Here is a 15,414-nt window from a genome sequence, read left to right as displayed (position 1 = left end):
GCTACACCTGGCGGGGGATCCGCCGCGTCAAGGTCATGAGCCGGCACATCACCCGGTGCCCGCGGTCGGCGTCGGGGCCGTACATCAGGGGGCAGCCGCCGTCGATCACCGTGAGCCCGTGCTCGCGGCCCAGCCGGGTCGCCTCGGGGTCCACCGAGCCGCCGTCCACCGAGCGGTGCATCCACACCTGCGTCACGCCCAGGTCGACGGCCTGGCGCACCGCGCCCACCGCGTGCTCGGGCCGGGTCGCGACGACGACCGCGTCGACGCCTCCGGGGATCGCCGCCAGGTCCGCGTACGCGCGGTCGCCCTCGACCTCGTCGGCGTTCGGGTTGACCGCGAAGACCTGGTAGCCCAGCTCACGCAGGCGGCGGTAGACCACGTTGCCCCCGTGGCTGGCCGGTGTGCGGGACACCCCCGTCACCGCGATGCGGCGGCTGTCGAGGAACGTCTCGGCTGCGTCCTTGATGCTGGTCATCGTCGCTCCGGATCCGCGGGTCGTCTCCTCGACCGTAAGCGTCCGCACACCGTGGTCCGCCAGGGGCCAAGGTCCCGACGACCGGTGCGCGCGCACCCGAATCAGCGCTCTGACCTGCGGTTTCGTGATCCACCTCACACTGTGTCCGGCATCACACCGGCGCCGCGCTGCCGATGGGGTCGATGAGCGGCAGCCCCAGCCGCGCCCCTTCGTCCGCGGAGTCGACCATGTCCCAGGCCAAACCCCCCATCCGGATCTCCGTCCGCACCAAGGTGCTGGGCATCGTCGGCGCAGCTGTCGTCGTCGCGCTCGGCATCGGCCTTCTCGCGCTCACCTCGACCACGGGCCTGCGCTCGACGACGGCCGAGATGGCCCGCACGCAGACGTCCGTCTCGGCCTCGCTCCAGGCGCTCAAGGACGCGCTGTGGACGGTGCGGAACTCGGTGTCGGTGATCGGCATCTTCGTCGGGGGCGACGTGGACCCGAAGATCAGCGCGTACTCCGACGCGAGCGCCGCGCTGGACGACGCGATCGACACGTTCGACGAGGCCTACGCGCAGAGCGGCGCGGTGCTCCCTGACGACTTCGCGGGCTTCGAGCAGTCGCTCGACACCTACCGGGCGGGCGTCGAGCAGAAGCTGGTGGCCGTCGCCCGCACCGGTGACCGCGAGGCGTTCCAGGCGGCCCGCGACGGCCTGGCCGACGTGGGAGCGGAGATGCTCGACGACCTCGGCGCGGTCGAGGAGCACGTCGCGGGCGACCTCACGGCGCTCGCCGCGGACGCGGACGACGCCGCCGCGGCCGCGCTCGTGCAGATCGCCGTGACCCTCGCCGTCGGGATCGCGGTGCTGGTCGCGCTCGGGCTCTGGCTGACCGCGACGCTGCGCCGCGCGGTCGTCTCCCTCCAGGTGGCCGTCGACGCGCTCGCACGCGGCGACCTCACGGTGCGCGCCGAGGTCCGCTCGTCCGACGAGCTGGGCCAGATGGCCGCGTCGCTGACCACCGCGCAAGAGGCAGTCGGCGCGACGCTCGCCGGTGTGGTCCGCACCGCCGCGGCCGTGGCCGCGAGCTCCGAGGAGCTCTCCGCAGCATCGACCCAGGTGGCCGCCGGCTCGGAGGAGACGTCCACCCAGGCCGGTGTGGTCGCGGCCGCCGCGGAGCAGGTGTCCCGCAACGTGCAGGCCGTCGCGGCCGGTGCCGAGCAGATGGGTGCCTCGATCCGGGAGATCGCGCAGAACGCGACCGAGGCCGCCAAGGTCGCCTCGACCGCGACGGGCGTGGCCGCGGCCGCGAACGACACGGTCTCGCGCCTGGGCACGTCCTCGGCCGAGATCGGCAACGTCGTCAAGCTCATCACGACGATCGCCGAGCAGACCAACCTGCTGGCCCTCAACGCGACGATCGAGGCCGCACGCGCCGGTGAGGCCGGCAAGGGCTTCGCGGTCGTCGCCGGTGAGGTCAAGGAGCTCGCCAACGAGACCGCCAAGGCGACCGAGGACATCGCGCGCCGCGTCGAGGCCATCCAGCACGACACCACCGGGGCGGTGGCCGCGATCGGCGAGATCGGCTCGATCATCGCCTCGATCAACGACTACCAGCTGACCATCGCCTCCGCCGTGGAGGAGCAGACCGCCACCACCAACGAGATGTCGCGCAGCGTGGCCGAGGCCGCCACCGGCTCGGGGGAGATCGCGCACAACATCACGGGCGTGGCGTCGGCCGCGTCCTCCAGCACGCAGGCGATCGGCTCGGTCTCCGGCCAGGTGGCCGAGCTCGCGGGCCTCTCCCGCGAGCTGCGCGAGCAGGTCGCCACGTTCACCTACTGAGGGCTGGCCGCCGGTTCGTCGGCCGCGTCGGGGTGGCGCTGACCCGCGTCACCCCGCGCGGCCATCTCCATCAGGTCCCGCAGCCACTCCTCGAGCGACGCGACCTCCACCGACGGCGCCTTGCGCACGATGTGCTGCGCGAGCACCCGCACCGGCACGGCGCGGCGCGTCGCCGCCTCCCGCAGCAGGTCGAACCCGGTCCCGGGGTCGGTTCCGAGCGCGGCCGCGACGATGCCCTTCGCCTCGTCGATGGTCTCCCGCGTCCGCACCTCCGCGGCGATGCGCTCCTCCACCACCAGCGCATCCGCACCCAGGTCCGGCGTCCGCAGCACCCAGCCGTCGACGACGACGCCCGTGGCACCCACCGGCGCGTCCTGCACCCCGCCCGCCACCACCGCCTCGAACGACCTGCCCTGGCGGTCCTGCATCGCGACGGTGCCCAGCACCGCCACCTCACCCCCGCGCCACCGGGCGAACGCGTCCGCCCACCACGCCCGCGCGGCCCGGTCCGTGTGCGCGAGCAACCGGTCGGCACCCGGCGTCACACCGTCCGCCTGGTACCCGAGCAGCCGGTACAGCCCGTCGCTCCACCACCACGAGTCGGTGGTGAGGTCCACGACGAACCGCCCGCCCAGCGGCGGTGCCGGTGCCTGCTCTCGCATGTGCGCCCCCCACGGCGTCGTGGTGCGGCCGTCTGCCAGACCTTCTCCGACCGTAGGACTGCGGGTTTCCCCCGGCAACCGCGGGCGGGCCGACCAGCTCAAGCCTTGCGGTGGTAGATGCGCCTCCCGACGCGCAGCGAGAGCACCTCGGCCTCGCGGTAGCGCCGGTGCCCGCCCGGCGTGCGTATCGGCGTCAGCCGCCCGGCGCCGGCCCACCGCGCGACCGTCTTCGGGTCCACCCGGAACAAGGCCGCGACCTCACCCGGTGTCAGCAGGACGTCCTCGGACCGCTCCAGCTCTGCCATGTGTCTGCCCACCTCGTCGTGTGCTCCACCAGGACGTCAGCCTGCGCCCGACTCGTCGTGCGCGCACCACCCGGGCCCACAGATCACCCGTTCGACGGAAGCGCCATCTCCGCGTGATCGGCGAAGGCCCACCCGGCGGCTATGGGTCGAGCGGGTCCTCCAGCTCTCCGTCCGGCCCCCCGCCGAGCAGGAAGTGGACCCGGTCGGGCGACGACTCACGGCCGCAGATCATCACGCCGACCTCGTTCCAGAGCAGCTCGCCGAAACTCGCCCTCGGCAGCACGACGGCGCTCCGTCCGTCGGGGACGTCGAGGACGAACCCGCGCTCCCACGTCCAGGTCGCGGTCCCCGTGTAAGGCACGGGTCGGGCACCCTCGCAGGTGCCTGCCCGTCCCACAGCGGGACGTCCTCGAGCCACGCGCTTCCGTCGCGCTCCAGCCGAAGCGACATCGGCTCGGCGGGTCTGACGCTGTCCCGCCACTCCGCCGGCAGTCCGCTCCGGACGTCCCGCTCAGGACCCGCGCACGCACCCGCGACGACAGCGCACATCAGGAGCAACGCCAGACCCCGAGCCCTGCGACCTCTCGGCGACCAGGCCGCGGACGTCGACCCCTTTGGGGACGGCCGCTTCGCCGGGTTGAGTGCGAATGACCTGTTCAGGGACTTGTGCACGTGAACCATCCGCTCGTGGTCTCACGGAGGCACGGGTCGCGACGCGCCGCGTCGACCAGGGCACTCGCGGCGACGCCGGAGTCACCGAGCGACTCGGCGAAGTTCTGAAGTCGCCAGCCGTCGAACACCTCCCGCATGTCTTCGTCCCAGTCGAAATCGACAATCGCTCCAGAATCGAGCTCAACGCGGCAGCCCAGCCCGTGTACCTGGAAGTCACCCACACCATCGAGACGACCCGAGCGCTGCCCGGGGCCGCCCCCGGCTGGTCGAAGCATCAGAGGCTCCACGACCTCAGCCCGCCAGGCCCCCACGAACTGCACGCGCAGTGCCTGCGTACACGCACGGAGCTCCCGCACGAAGGCGGACACGATCAGCTCAGGCGTCATCGGATGCGGTCCGGTCCGACCGAGGCAGCGTCGCGGAGGGTGCTCATCGACCGAACCCCACTGCCGCGGCCGACGAGGCTGGACCGCGGTTCCACCTCGTAACGCACTTCACGACCAGCTCTCCTGGCCGCCGCGAGCCGGTGGTGTCCGTTCACCGCGATGCACTGACCGTTCCGCTCGACGTCTTCGATCACTTCGCCCTTCCCAACGCGCGAGGCCGCCCTCAGCCGAGCACGGAGAGCGCCGCGCCCGACGCGCCCCAGCGTCTGCGCAACAGCGCCTCTTCGTCCTCCCGGACCTGCAGGACCACGTGAAAGGGCAGCGGCGGGCGGTCCCACCACTCACCTGAGTCGATCGGTTCCGCGTAGGTCTCCGAGGCACGTGTGATCACCCGCACCAGAGTGGCCAGTTGAGCCGCGAGGTCGTCGGACAGCACCTCGACTGCATCGACAACAACGATCACGACGCCCACCTGCAACGGCAGCCAGTCCATATCGGCCAGGCACTCGTCGAACGCGCCCCAGTTCTCGCCGAAGTAGTAGGGGAACTGCAGTGCGGCGGAGACCTCGTCAAAGAGCGTGCTCACGTTCCGCATCTTCCGACCGCGAACGAGCCGTGTCGTCAGGCCTGCTTCCCCCCACCCCCACGCCGCTTCAGCTGCACTCTCACGATTGCCACGAAGTAGGACGATCGGAGCTGTTCCGTGGATCTCGAGCATCGGCCTTGGGTCCATCAGACCCCGTGCAACCGCGCCATCAGCGAGGTCGACAGAGACACTGAAGTCGTCCGCGCCTGGTTCGCTCACGGGTGGCACGGTAGTCGCGCGATGCTCCGCCGCGGTCGTGCCACCCCGCACCCCCGGGCGCCGTCCCTCAGCACAGCGTGGGCTGGCTGCGCAGCGAGGAGCCCTTCAGGACCTGACGGCCGAGGGAGGCCCGACCACGCTGTACCCAGCAGCCGCACGAGCGTGGGTAGCCACGTGCTGATACCGCCCGGGCAGAGCACCTAGCCGTCGGCACCACTTCCAGAGTTCGGCACCGGACGGGTCGCGATCTCCAGAACCTCCAGAGTGACGCCGAACCTCTAGAGACCGCTGCCCGTCGGCACCCCGTCACACGGGTCAGTTGGCTTCGGAGCGGCCCTGACGCCAGTAGCCCATGAAGGCGACGGACTTGCGGTCGATGCCGAGCTCGGTGACCAGGTGGCGCCGCAGCCCGCGGATCACGCCGGACTCACCCGCGAGCCACGCGTAGACGGGTGCGTTGTCCCGCAGCGCGCTGTAGGTGCTGTAGTCCACGGGCACCTCCCACACGTCGTCGTCGGAGGCGTGGGTCCAGGGGACGTCCACGAGCTCGCCGCCGTCACCGCGGGGCAGGACGCGTGCCGCAGCAGCGCGCACCGCGGGGTCCAGGGTCGAGGAGGAACCCGCGCTCCCACGTCCAGGTCGCGGTCCCGGTGTAGCGCACGGGGCCGGCGCCCTCACAGCTGCCCGACCCGTCCCACAGCGGGACGTTCTCGAGCCAGGCGGTCCCATCGCGCTCGAGTCGGAGCGCCATCGGCTCCGCAGGTCTGACGCTGTCCCGCCACTCCGCCGGCAGTCCCTCCCGGACGTCCCGCTCAGGACCCGCGCACGCACCCGCGACGACAGCGCACATCAGGAGCAACGCCAGACCCCGAGCCCTGCGACCTGTCGGCGAGGAGACCGTGGGCGTCGACTCCACCCGGACCTTCCGCCAGGACGGACCGCGACATGGCACGGATCGACACGCCCCCGAACAGGTGCGACCACACTCCCGAAACCCCCCGGTCGCCGACCGCAGTTCGCGAGCCGTGGCGGGCACGCTACTCCCCGGATGCCCCACGCCTGGACCGCACCCCGGCAAAGGTCACGACGCACCTTCCTCCGGAAGCCACTCATAACCCTCAGCAGCGACCTCGAAGGCACCTGAGTCATCGACGTAGATCAGGAAGTGTCGAATCTTCCATCGACCCCGCCACTCGCTCGCCTGGGCGGCCAGGAGCTCAGCGATCCAAGCCGAATGCTCAACCTCGACGAGGGTGTTGTACGCGTCTTCACTATGCCAAGCAGTGCAGTGGCCCTCGGCACGAAACCTGTACGCGCGCACGCCATCGAACCGAAGACCACCCGAATACATCGAGCCGCTCCGCTCGTAGATGGTCCGCAGCTCGGCGCCCCCGCCAGGGTGGAGAAAGATGGCGCTCTCGGTGTAAGCCGATGGCGGCGGCGAGAGGACCCCGAGCACGCGCTTGACGTCGACGGCACTCGGGGAAGATCCGTCTCGTAGCTCGTCGGCCCGTTTCGGATCAGCTGCCGGGAGCCCTGCACGGCCGGGGTCAGCAGCATTCCTCGTACCCGCCCTTCGTCGCCACGCGGACCACCACGCGGGTTCACGCCTGCTTGGCATTCCTGTGTCGCGTGGCCGGTCGCCCTCTTCGTCGTGGCCACCATGACGTCGTGCGGAGAGCATGGTCGGGACGCTACCGGCGCGCGACGAGCAAGCTGAGCTGCGCCGAGCACTTTCCTGGCTGAGCCGCGTCAGTCCTGGCTCCAGGCCCGGAAAACGACCCCGTGGGGCGAGCGGCCTGTTCAGGGGTTCGTGACCGGGTTCGCTCTGAGGCATCGGCCAGTACCGCGACGACGGTACGCACGGGAGGCCTCCCCCGTCACACGGTGCCGAGGGTCTGCGGAGATGAGATTTCGTACGCTCGGGTCTGCTGCACGGATAGGTGACACCTGACCTGTGGCGCCTGGGGCACCGCTGGAAGGATGTGCACCGTGCCCAGACCCCACCCCAAGGAGTTCCGCGACGACGTCGTGGCCATCGCCCGTCGCGGTGATGCCCCTGTGTCTCAGATCGCCAAGGACTTCGGCATCAGCGACTCGTGCCTGCGCAACTGGATGCATGCCGCCGACGTCGAGGACGGCGACCGGCCCGGCGTGACGGCCTCGGAATCGGCCGAGCTGCGCGAGGCCAAGAAGCGTGTGCGGCTCCTGGAGCAGGAGAACGAGGTCCTTCGCCGAGCCGCTGCGTACTTCGCTCAGGCGCATCTGCCGGGAAAATGACCTACCCGCTCGTGAGTGAGCTCGCCGCCGACGGGGTCCCCGTCGCGGTGACGTGCCGGGTCCTGAAGCTCGCCAGACAGCCCTACTACCGCTGGCTCGCTGCACCCGTGACCAGGCACGACCTCGAGGAGGCGTATCTGGCCAACGTCCTGTTCGACGCCCACCGCGACGGCCCGGAGTTCGGGCACCGGCTGCTGGCCGACGAGGCGGCCCGCGCCGGGCAGGTCGCCTGCGACCGCACCGTGTGGCGGATCTGCCGGGACAACCGGTGGTGGTCGGTGTTCGGCAAGAAGCGCGCCAAGAACGGCAAGAAGGCCGGCCCGCCAGCGCACGACGACCGCGTGCTGCGGATCTTCCGCGCGGATGGCCCGAACCGGTTGTGGCTCTGGGACATCACCGAACACCCCACGGGCGAGGGCAAGCTGTACCTGTGCGCGATCAAGGACGTGCACTCCAACCGCATCGTCGGGTACTCGATCAGCGACCGAATGACGTCCCGGATCGCGGTAAACGCCCTGTTCAGCGCCGTGCAACGCCGCGGTGACGTGGCCGGGTGCGTGGTCCATCCGGACCGAGGCAGCCAGTTTCGAAGCAGGAAGGTGTTGCGCGAGCTGCACCGTCACGGCCTGCTCGGGTCCATGGGCCAGGTCGCCTCGGCCGGGGACAACGCCGCCATGGAGAGCTTCTTCTCCCTGCTGCAGAAGAACGTCCTGGACCGGCGCCGCTGGGCCACCCGCGAGGATCTGCGCCTGGCGATCATCACCTGGATCGAACGGACCTACCACCGCCGCCGCAGGCAAGCCCGCCTCGGTCGGATGACACCAGTCGAGTTCGAGACCATCATGACCACTCAGGTCGCACTCGCCGCCTGAGACGAACTGTCACCTATCCGTGCAGCAGACCCGCGCGTCGGGGTCGACGAGGCGGTGCCGCTCAAGCCCAGAGGGTTCGGCAGCCACTCCAGGACCGCCGGCGGCGAGCCAGTCACGGAGCTCCCCCATCGCGCTGGGCCCCGCCATCCGCTGAAGCCAGACCGGCGCCGCGCCGATCGCTCGGCCCGCCGCCGACGGCCGCACGACGACAACGTCGCCGCGCTCGCACGCGTCAAGGCAATCGACGACGGTCAGCGCGACGCCGAGCTCGCCGGCGAGGTCACGCAGCACGCGCATCTGCTCGTCGCGCGCGCCGTCGTCGGGACCACCGAGCGACTCGCCCGCGCAGGTCCCGCACACGGTCAGACCGGGAACCCGGCGTGACGCAGGACGACCACGCTCCCCGGGCGACCGGGTCGCTCCGAGGGACTGGTCGTGGCACGACGCAGGCAGGGCCATGGAACTCCGATACAGGTTCACGGTGAGACAACCGTGCCCAGTCTATACCCCTGGGGGGTATAGACTGGGCACGGTTTCGGAGGTCCCCACCCCGACGAGCTGGGGAGCGACAGGCGATGCCGGATCATGTCGCGGCGATCAGTGGGTCATGCCCTCCATCTGCGACCCGTCGTCCATCTCGTGGGTGGGGTCCCAGCCGGCGACGGTCGGGTCGAGCATGCCCGCGATCATCGCGATGTGAGCGACCACGAGGAAGATGCCCACGAAGGTGGCGTGGATCTTCAGGCGGTGCTGCTCGTCCCACCCGGCGCCCAGCACGCGCGTCTCGAGAAGGCTCATCCCGTAGAGCGGCACGACACCAAGCAGGTAGAACCCGACGGCGATAACGTCGGCCGGGCCACGCCAGCCCCCGGACTGGGTGAGCGGGACGACCGCGTTGTCGAGCAGGTAGACGAAGATCCCGAGGAAGTAGAACCCGGCGAACAGGCCGACGTAGCGGTTCAACGCCCTCACGGTCCGGCCGGCACGCTGCGGGCTGAACAGGATGACGAGCTCGGTGACCGCGACCGTCTCGGCGCAGATGACCGGGATCGCCATGAAGATCAGCAGGTTCCACGGCTGGTTCGCGGCGAGCAGGCCCATGTAGTGCGTCGACCCCATGTCCTCGCCGGCCGGCCAGGCAGGCAGCAGGAGTGCGACGATCCCGATCGCCACGCTGACGGCGATGACGGCGGCGAGCCTGAGGCCCGCTCGGCCGCTGGGCGTTCCGGGACCTTCCGTGCCGCGTGAGACCTCAGGAGCGGTGGCGACCACGACGTACCTCCGATCAAGGCGCCGGGCTCTCCAGCGCGCGCGACCACTGTCCCGAGAGTTCATTGAGTCTCGGCTCAGGAATCATGAAGGTCCGATGAGGGTAGCTTCGCGGCGAAGCGCCGGACCCTCGTTGAGGGTCCGGCGCCCGCCCGGGAGGAAGATCAGAGCCCGCCGAGCATGTTCGTCATCTCCACGATCTCGGCGTTCTGGGCATCGATGATCCGACGGGCGAGCGCGAGCGCGTCGGCGTTCTCGCCGTCGGCCAGCTCCTGCTCGGACATCTCGATTGCGCCCTGGTGGTGTGCGGTCATCAGCTCGAGGAAGCGGCGGTCGAACTCGGTGCCGGACAGCGAGTCGAGGTCCGCCATCGCGCCGGCCTGATCCATCCCGTCCATGTCCATGCCCCCATGGTCCATGCCGTCCATGTCCATCATGTCGTCGGCCGTCGGCTCACCCCAGCTCTCGAGCCAGCTCGTCATCTGCTCGATCTCGGGTCCCTGCGCTGCCGAGATCGCCTTGCCGAGCGCCTGGACCTCGGGGTTCGTGCCTCGTTCGACGGCGAGGTCGGCCATCTCGATGGCGCCCTCGTGGTGGACGACCATCATCTGGGCGAACGTGACGTCGGAGTCGTTGAACGGCGCTGCGACCGTCTCGGAAGCCGTGGCGGCTGGGTCTGCTGGTGTGGCGGTACTCGAGCAGCCGGCCAGAAGCAGTCCCGCGGCGGTTGTCGAAGCGATGATGGCGACGGTGACTCGTCGGCGCACTTGGTTCTCCTCAATGGTCAGTCGGGTGGTCGCAGGCTCAATCACCTTGGGACCTTGGTCCTACGCTGCTGCTCCCAAATGCGGAAAACGGCTGCGAAACGATCAAGCTTTGATGAAGGTGTGAGCCGAGACCCGACTCTCGTCGGAGCTCGCCCGGAGTTGTTCGGTGCGCCGGGCACGCACACCGTCGCGCCAGAGGAGCACCCCGCCGGCAGCCACACTGGCGATGGCCCACAGCTGCGGTTGGGTGAGGCCGAGCAGCGCAGGCTCGTTGATCCGGAGGTACTCCACAAGGAACCGCGACAGCCCCGAAAGGATCAGGTAGGCACCGAACACCTGGAGCGGCCGCCATGCCCGTCGCTGCAACGCCCACAGCGCGGCTGCGATGAGTACAGCGGCGAGCGCCTCGTAGAGCGGCGTGGGGTGCACCGATACGTCAGTGGCGACCATCCCGTCAGGGAACGACTGCCCCCAGGGCAGGTCGGTGGGCTTGCCGTAGGTGCCGTCACCCGACAGCCAGCAGCCGAGGCGGCCGACGCCGTACGCCAGCGTGAGCGGGATCGCTGCGGCGCCGACGACGAGCTGGGCCGGGAGCCGGCGGCGCCGGATCATCACGAGGAACGTGACGACGCCGCCGATCAGCCCGCCGTACCAGGTGAACCCTGAGCCCCCGAGGTGGTGCCAGGTGAACTGATCGGCGTGTTCGAGCAGGAAGTACACCTTGGCTGCGACGAAGCCCCAGATCGTCGCCCACATGACGAGGGAGTGGGCGTCCTCCTTCCTCAGGCCGTGACGCTGGAACGCGCGGCCGAGCAGGTAGGCGGCGAGCAGTGCGGCCGCTGCCTTGCTGACGCCGTAGGACTGCACGTCGAAGCCGAAGACTGAGAACAGCACGGGTTGCATGGAAGTCTTCCCTTCCGGCGTCCTGCCCGCGTGGGGTCAGGCGCTGATGGGTCCGTCGTCAGGGTCGGCGCCCGCTGGTGCGGCGAGGGTCAGGTGGCGTGACTCGCCGTGGCCGCTGTCCGCCACGTCCCGGTTGCAGGCGCAGTGGTGCTCGGTCTCCGGCGCAGGGTCGGCGATGCCGGTGCTTCGGCAGCAGGTGTCAGACATGGTTGGTGCTCCTTCGGGGGTGTCAGAGCTCGTTCTTCACGATGTCGAGCAGCTCGGAGGGTTCGATCCACATGGAGGGGTAGTCGCCCTGCCAGACCTGGTTGCCGTCGGCGTCGATGAGCACGAAGCCGTGGCCGGGAAGGCCTTCGTGCATGCCCGTACCGAGGGTGCCGTACTCCTCGGAGACGGTGCCGTCGTCGAGCAGGAACGGGGTCGTGGCGCCGAGGCGTTCGCGGTCGGCGTTGATCTGCTCGGCGGTGTTCATCACGATCGGCAGGACGGTGATGCCGGCCTGCTCGAAGCCGGGCTCGGCCTCGATCTGGGTCTGCTGCTGGATGCAGGCGTCGCAGCCGGCGCCCTCGTTGAAGTAGAGCAGGACGGGCGCGCCGCGCAGGTCGGACAGGGTCACGGATCCGCCCTCGGAGTCGGACAGCGTGAAGTCGGGGGCGACTCGCGTGGCGTCGGACGTCTGCGGTCGCGCGGACCACAGGGCCGCGGCGATCAGTCCGACGACGAGTAGGGCGACCGCGCCCCACGCGCCCCCAATCAGGAGGCGGCGGCGCTGCTGCTGTGCGTGTTGGTCCGCACGGACGCTCTCGAGCGCTTCCTGGCGTTCCTTGGCGCGCTGTGTGGCCGATCCGGAGGTCATCAGTGGGTCCTTGCTGCCGGGTGCTGGTGGCACGACGGGGTGGCGTCGGCGTCGGTGTGGGACGGGTGCCCCTCGACGGCTTCGGGTTGAGCTTCTGCGAGTCGAGCGTCGGGGCGCGGTGCGGGGTCGTCGACGTCAGGGGGAACGGCGACGACCCCGCGGCGCCGTCCGGTCAGGGTGGCCGCGACCAGCCCGCCGACGACGAGGAAGAGCAGCAGCGCCTGGACGACCTCCGGCACGGGGGCCGCCCAGTCCTGGATGCGAAGGAAGGCGTCGGTCAGGCGCTCGGAGGCCCAGGACTGTGCTGCGGTGCCTCGGGACATGTCCGACTGGTTCGCCAGGCCGATGATCGCGATGCCCATGGCGAAGAAGCCCACGGCTACGACCAGATTGACGGTGTTCGTGGCGATCACGCGCCCGGCGACGCGGAGCCGCACCGGTCGTGCGCGCAGGAACTGGCGCTCGTTGAGCCGCGCCTTGTCCCACAGCAGGGCCATGACGAACAGCGGGAACACCATCCCGAACACATAGGCGACACCGAGGACGAACCCACCTGCGGGGTTGGCCGACAGGGCCGACAGGGTCATCACGCCGACGAGAACGGGCGCGCAACAGGCGGAGGCGATGCCGGAGAACACCCCGAGCGCGAAGAAGCTCCCAGTGTCCGCGCGGGCGGTGTCCGGGGCGCGCACGAACGAGGGCAGCGACCACATCCGTCCCGAGAGTGCAAACACGCCCAGCGCGATCATCAGCAGCCCACCCGCGATGTACAGCGGCTGGTGGTACTTCGCGATCGCTCCGGCGAGGACGCTGGCCCCCAGGGTCAGCGGAAGCATGACCAGTGCAAGGCCCGCAGCGAAGACGAACGTCAACGGCAGCAGCCGCCAGCGTCGGCTCTTCACCGCTGCCGCAAGGTAGCTCGGGGCGAGGAAGACGATGCAGCACGGCGCGAACAGGGCGACGCCGCCGGCGAGGAACGCCGCGATGACGCTCCCGGTGGTCAGCAGTTCGCTACCCACGTCGAGCCCCCGCCTCCGTGGCCGCGAACCGACCTGCGCCTCGCGTGGTCAGGAGCTTGATGAGCTTCTTGCGTGGGAGCCGTCCGGCGCTGAAGAAGGCGCCGTCGACCAGGACGAGCGGGTTGAGTGCCGGGCGATGCTCGGCGATGAGACGCGCCCCGTGGGCGCTGTCGAAGGGCACCAGGTCCAGCTCGAAGTCGAACGTGTCCGCCAGGGCCGTCAGTGCCTGCTCGGCGTCCTCACAGAAGTGGCACGCTGGAGTGGGCACGACGGTGATGACGACCGTGCCCGAGGATGTTGCTTGCACGAGGGACCTCCGAACATCTTCTGCGGCGCGTGCGCACGGACGTGCCCGCGCCGAACTGACATCACGATCTTCGGCACGGTCCCCTGGGCTGCCGGTATCGGTTCGCTCAAGAAACGATGAAGACCGGTGCGGCCTGCGCGATCGCGCTGTCCGGACGGGCCGTGTGCGGAGACACTGGCGCCATGAACACCGTCACCACGCCGCAACGGCGCGCCCTTGTCGTCGACGACGAGGAGGCGCTGGCACGCCTCGTCGCGGGTTACCTGGAGCGTGAGGGATTCGAGGTCGACCTCGCGTTCGACGGACCCACCGGCGTGCGCCTGGCGCAGGAACGCGACCCCCACGTGATCGTTCTCGACCTCGGGCTGCCGGGTCTGGACGGGGTCGAGGTGTGCCGGCAGGTGCGCACGTTCTCCGACGCGTACGTGGTCATGCTGACCGCGCGCGCCGACGAGGTCGACACATTGATCGGGCTGTCGGTCGGTGCCGACGACTACGTGACCAAGCCGTTCCGGCCCCGCGAGCTTGTCGCGCGCATCGCAGCGCTGCTGCGACGGCCTCGAGGCCTGCATACCGAGGCAGCCGCCGCTCCAGCCACCGTGATGACTGTGGGGGCGTTGAGCATCAGCCCTGACGCTCGCGAGGTGCGCCTCGACGGCGAGCCGGTCCCGTTGACCCGCACCGAGTTCGACCTGCTGTCCGCGTTGGCCGCCGCCCCGCAGCGGGTGTTCAGCCGCCGGGCGCTCATCACGGCGGTGTGGGGCGACGGGTATGTGGGCGATGAGCACCTGGTGGACGTCCACCTTCTGCACGTTCGTCGCAAGCTCGGTGACACGGCGAGCCAGCAACGGTTCGTGCGCACCGTGCGCGGTGTCGGGTACCGCATGGGGTCCGGCGAGTGAGCGAGAAGGGCCCCGCGCGGGGTGGCATCGCCGCGCGGCTCATGGTCGCGATGGCACTCGTGCTCATCTCGGCTGCGGCGGCGGCCTGGCTCGTGGCCGGCGCGGTCGGCCCCGGCCTCTTCCACCACCACATGGAAGCGGCCGCGAACTCGCCAGGCGACGCGATCGAGCACGCCGAGAAGGCGTTCGCCGCGGCCAGCACGGTCACCGTCGCGGTCGCGCTGACCGTTTCGCTGCTCACCGCGCTCTTCGCCTCCGTGGTGCTCGCACGACGCATCGGCGCGTCCTTGGGCAGCCTGTCCGCTGCCGCCGGACAGGTCGCCGCCGGCCGGTTCGACATCCGCCTCGAGCAACCGCACGTCGGGGTCGAGTTCGACGACCTAGCCGACGCGTTCAACGCCATGGCCGGCCGGCTCGAGCGCGACGAAGCGTTGCGCCGCCGTTTGATGTCTGACGTGGCGCACGAGCTGCGCACGCCGGTGGCCACCATCGCCGCGTACATCGACGCCATCGAGGATGGCGTCGAAGAGCTGGGCCCGCGGACCGTCGAGGTGCTGCACGCACAAGCCGCCCGGCTGACCAGGTTGTCCACGGACCTGGCGGCGGTCACCCAGGCCGAGAGCGGTGCGCTCCGCCTGGAGCCGCGCGAGATCACACCCGACGCACTGGTCGAACGCGCGGTCGCCGCGGCGCGCACGCGCGCCGACGACGCCGGTCTTGAACTCGTCGCGATGCCGGAGCCGGACCTCCCCGAGCTTTGGGTCGACGTCGACCGGCTCGGGCAGGTGCTGGGCAACCTGCTCGACAATGCGATCCGCCACACCCCGCCGGGCGGGACTGTCTCCCTCGCGGCGCAACGCACCGACGTCGGCGTGCGGTTCACCGTGACCGACACGGGCGAGGGCATCGCCGCCGAGCACTTGCCGCACGTGTTCGAGCGCTTCTACCGGGCGGACGCGGCCCGCGACCGCGGGCACGGCGGCTCGGGGATCGGCCTGGCGATCGCCAAGGCCCTCGTGGAGGCGCACGACGGCTCGATATCGGCCCTCAGCGCCGGCCCGGGCCGTGGCGCGTCGTTCGTCGTCGACCTTGCCGTCTGAGACCA

At 70.4% G+C, this 15,414-nt stretch carries 19 protein-coding genes; 4 read left to right on the top strand and 15 right to left on the bottom strand.

The window, feature by feature from the left end:
• Window position 1: 1 nt before the first annotated feature.
• Window positions 2-478 (bottom strand): CoA-binding protein, encoded by a 477-nt coding sequence (locus CELGI_RS00775; protein WP_013882211.1) that lies wholly within the window; start codon window positions 476-478, stop codon window positions 2-4.
• Between the two features lie 227 nt (window positions 479-705).
• Between CELGI_RS00775 and CELGI_RS00770 the strand changes: the two genes are divergently transcribed.
• Window positions 706-2,304 carry a methyl-accepting chemotaxis protein gene (locus CELGI_RS00770; RefSeq protein WP_013882210.1) on the top strand — a complete coding sequence of 533 codons (1,599 nt, stop codon included), beginning with the start codon at window positions 706-708 and terminating at the stop codon, window positions 2,302-2,304.
• On the opposite strand, the gene CELGI_RS00765 is transcribed toward CELGI_RS00770, so the two are convergent.
• The 7 genes from CELGI_RS00765 to CELGI_RS00730 form a co-directional block, all read right to left on the bottom strand.
• Window positions 2,298-2,966: an ANTAR domain-containing protein gene (locus CELGI_RS00765; RefSeq protein ID WP_013882209.1), complete on the bottom strand. Its 669-nt coding sequence runs from the start codon at window positions 2,964-2,966 to the stop codon at window positions 2,298-2,300. The genes CELGI_RS00770 and CELGI_RS00765 overlap by 7 nt on opposite strands.
• 98 nt (window positions 2,967-3,064) lie before the next feature.
• Window positions 3,065-3,271, bottom strand: coding sequence for a BldC family transcriptional regulator (locus CELGI_RS00760; protein ID WP_013882208.1), 207 nt, complete (start codon window positions 3,269-3,271; stop codon window positions 3,065-3,067).
• 139 nt (window positions 3,272-3,410) lie between these two features.
• A complete protein-coding gene (locus tag CELGI_RS00755; RefSeq protein ID WP_013882207.1) occupies window positions 3,411-3,632 on the bottom strand; it encodes a hypothetical protein in 222 nt (73 codons plus the stop codon).
• Window positions 3,633-3,927: 295 nt separating this feature from the next.
• On the bottom strand, window positions 3,928-4,329 hold the full coding sequence (locus tag CELGI_RS00750; protein ID WP_013882206.1) for a DUF6896 domain-containing protein: 402 nt from the start codon (window positions 4,327-4,329) through the stop codon (window positions 3,928-3,930).
• Window positions 4,330-4,552: 223 nt separating this feature from the next.
• Window positions 4,553-5,047, bottom strand: a complete 495-nt coding sequence (locus CELGI_RS17245; protein ID WP_265338698.1) for a barstar family protein — start codon at window positions 5,045-5,047, stop codon at window positions 4,553-4,555.
• A 402-nt stretch (window positions 5,048-5,449) separates the two neighbouring features.
• The gene (locus CELGI_RS00740; protein WP_041574038.1) at window positions 5,450-5,728 is read right to left on the bottom strand and encodes an SIP domain-containing protein; all 279 of its coding nucleotides are present in this window, start codon (window positions 5,726-5,728) and stop codon (window positions 5,450-5,452) included.
• A 487-nt stretch (window positions 5,729-6,215) separates the two neighbouring features.
• Window positions 6,216-6,593: a hypothetical protein gene (locus CELGI_RS00730; RefSeq protein ID WP_041574036.1), complete on the bottom strand. Its 378-nt coding sequence runs from the start codon at window positions 6,591-6,593 to the stop codon at window positions 6,216-6,218.
• Window positions 6,594-7,126: 533 nt separating this feature from the next.
• Between CELGI_RS00730 and CELGI_RS00720 the strand changes: the two genes are divergently transcribed.
• Window positions 7,127-8,286, top strand: a protein-coding gene (locus CELGI_RS00720; RefSeq protein WP_169315125.1) for an IS3 family transposase whose coding sequence is annotated in 2 segments (ribosomal slippage) — window positions 7,127-7,405 and window positions 7,408-8,286 — 1,158 coding nt in all. Because the reading frame shifts where the segments join, the coding sequence is not laid out codon by codon here.
• Window positions 8,287-8,295: 9 nt separating this feature from the next.
• On the opposite strand, the gene CELGI_RS16190 is transcribed toward CELGI_RS00720, so the two are convergent.
• The 7 genes from CELGI_RS16190 to CELGI_RS00685 form a co-directional block, all read right to left on the bottom strand.
• Complete coding sequence (locus CELGI_RS16190) at window positions 8,296-8,745, bottom strand: thioredoxin domain-containing protein (RefSeq protein ID WP_169315124.1); 450 nt, start codon at window positions 8,743-8,745, stop codon at window positions 8,296-8,298.
• 138 nt (window positions 8,746-8,883) lie between these two features.
• On the bottom strand, window positions 8,884-9,459 hold the full coding sequence (locus CELGI_RS00710) for a DUF6803 family protein (RefSeq protein WP_245528136.1): 576 nt from the start codon (window positions 9,457-9,459) through the stop codon (window positions 8,884-8,886).
• A gap of 260 nt (window positions 9,460-9,719) precedes the next feature.
• Window positions 9,720-10,367: a DUF305 domain-containing protein gene (locus CELGI_RS00705; RefSeq protein WP_245528135.1), complete on the bottom strand. Its 648-nt coding sequence runs from the start codon at window positions 10,365-10,367 to the stop codon at window positions 9,720-9,722.
• Between the two features lie 57 nt (window positions 10,368-10,424).
• Window positions 10,425-11,225, bottom strand: a complete 801-nt coding sequence (locus tag CELGI_RS00700; protein WP_013882201.1) for a prolipoprotein diacylglyceryl transferase — start codon at window positions 11,223-11,225, stop codon at window positions 10,425-10,427.
• Between the two features lie 229 nt (window positions 11,226-11,454).
• Window positions 11,455-12,081 carry a peroxiredoxin family protein gene (locus CELGI_RS00695; RefSeq protein WP_013882199.1) on the bottom strand — a complete coding sequence of 209 codons (627 nt, stop codon included), beginning with the start codon at window positions 12,079-12,081 and terminating at the stop codon, window positions 11,455-11,457.
• Window positions 12,081-13,100 carry a cytochrome c biogenesis CcdA family protein gene (locus CELGI_RS00690; RefSeq protein WP_013882198.1) on the bottom strand — a complete coding sequence of 340 codons (1,020 nt, stop codon included), beginning with the start codon at window positions 13,098-13,100 and terminating at the stop codon, window positions 12,081-12,083. Before CELGI_RS00690 ends, CELGI_RS00695 begins: the two co-directional genes overlap by 1 nt.
• Window positions 13,093-13,407, bottom strand: a complete 315-nt coding sequence (locus CELGI_RS00685) for a glutaredoxin (RefSeq protein ID WP_013882197.1) — start codon at window positions 13,405-13,407, stop codon at window positions 13,093-13,095. The genes CELGI_RS00690 and CELGI_RS00685 overlap by 8 nt, the downstream gene beginning before the upstream one ends.
• A 182-nt stretch (window positions 13,408-13,589) precedes the next feature.
• Here CELGI_RS00685 and CELGI_RS00680 point away from each other — a divergent pair, with 182 nt between their 5' ends.
• Together CELGI_RS00680 and CELGI_RS00675 are read left to right on the top strand one after the other, a co-directional pair.
• Complete coding sequence (locus CELGI_RS00680; RefSeq protein WP_041574035.1) at window positions 13,590-14,309, top strand: response regulator transcription factor; 720 nt, start codon at window positions 13,590-13,592, stop codon at window positions 14,307-14,309.
• A 50-nt stretch (window positions 14,310-14,359) separates the two neighbouring features.
• The gene (locus tag CELGI_RS00675; protein ID WP_245528133.1) at window positions 14,360-15,409 is read left to right on the top strand and encodes a HAMP domain-containing sensor histidine kinase; all 1,050 of its coding nucleotides are present in this window, start codon (window positions 14,360-14,362) and stop codon (window positions 15,407-15,409) included.
• Window positions 15,410-15,414: the final 5 nt, after the last annotated feature.

Source organism: Cellulomonas gilvus ATCC 13127 (genome assembly GCF_000218545.1).
GTDB lineage: Bacteria > Actinomycetota > Actinomycetes > Actinomycetales > Cellulomonadaceae > Cellulomonas > Cellulomonas gilvus.
This window is presented reverse-complemented; position numbering and strand designations above follow the sequence as displayed.

What these genes read in the sequence shown, in the direction of transcription:
- CELGI_RS00775 (WP_013882211.1), bottom strand. Translation starts at nt 478, where the DNA reads ATGACCAGCATCAAGGACGCAGCCGAGACGTTCCTCGACAGCCGCCGC.
- CELGI_RS00770 (WP_013882210.1), top strand. Translation starts at nt 706, where the DNA reads ATGTCCCAGGCCAAACCCCCCATCCGGATCTCCGTCCGCACCAAGGTG.
- CELGI_RS00765 (WP_013882209.1), bottom strand. Translation starts at nt 2,966, where the DNA reads ATGCGAGAGCAGGCACCGGCACCGCCGCTGGGCGGGCGGTTCGTCGTG.
- CELGI_RS00760 (WP_013882208.1), bottom strand. Translation starts at nt 3,271, where the DNA reads ATGGCAGAGCTGGAGCGGTCCGAGGACGTCCTGCTGACACCGGGTGAG.
- CELGI_RS00750 (WP_013882206.1), bottom strand. Translation starts at nt 4,329, where the DNA reads ATGACGCCTGAGCTGATCGTGTCCGCCTTCGTGCGGGAGCTCCGTGCG.
- CELGI_RS17245 (WP_265338698.1), bottom strand. Translation starts at nt 5,047, where the DNA reads ATGCTCGAGATCCACGGAACAGCTCCGATCGTCCTACTTCGTGGCAAT.
- CELGI_RS16190 (WP_169315124.1), bottom strand. Translation starts at nt 8,745, where the DNA reads ATGGCCCTGCCTGCGTCGTGCCACGACCAGTCCCTCGGAGCGACCCGG.
- CELGI_RS00700 (WP_013882201.1), bottom strand. Translation starts at nt 11,225, where the DNA reads ATGCAACCCGTGCTGTTCTCAGTCTTCGGCTTCGACGTGCAGTCCTAC.
- CELGI_RS00695 (WP_013882199.1), bottom strand. Translation starts at nt 12,081, where the DNA reads ATGACCTCCGGATCGGCCACACAGCGCGCCAAGGAACGCCAGGAAGCG.
- CELGI_RS00680 (WP_041574035.1), top strand. Translation starts at nt 13,590, where the DNA reads ATGAACACCGTCACCACGCCGCAACGGCGCGCCCTTGTCGTCGACGAC.
- CELGI_RS00675 (WP_245528133.1), top strand. Translation starts at nt 14,360, where the DNA reads ATGGCACTCGTGCTCATCTCGGCTGCGGCGGCGGCCTGGCTCGTGGCC.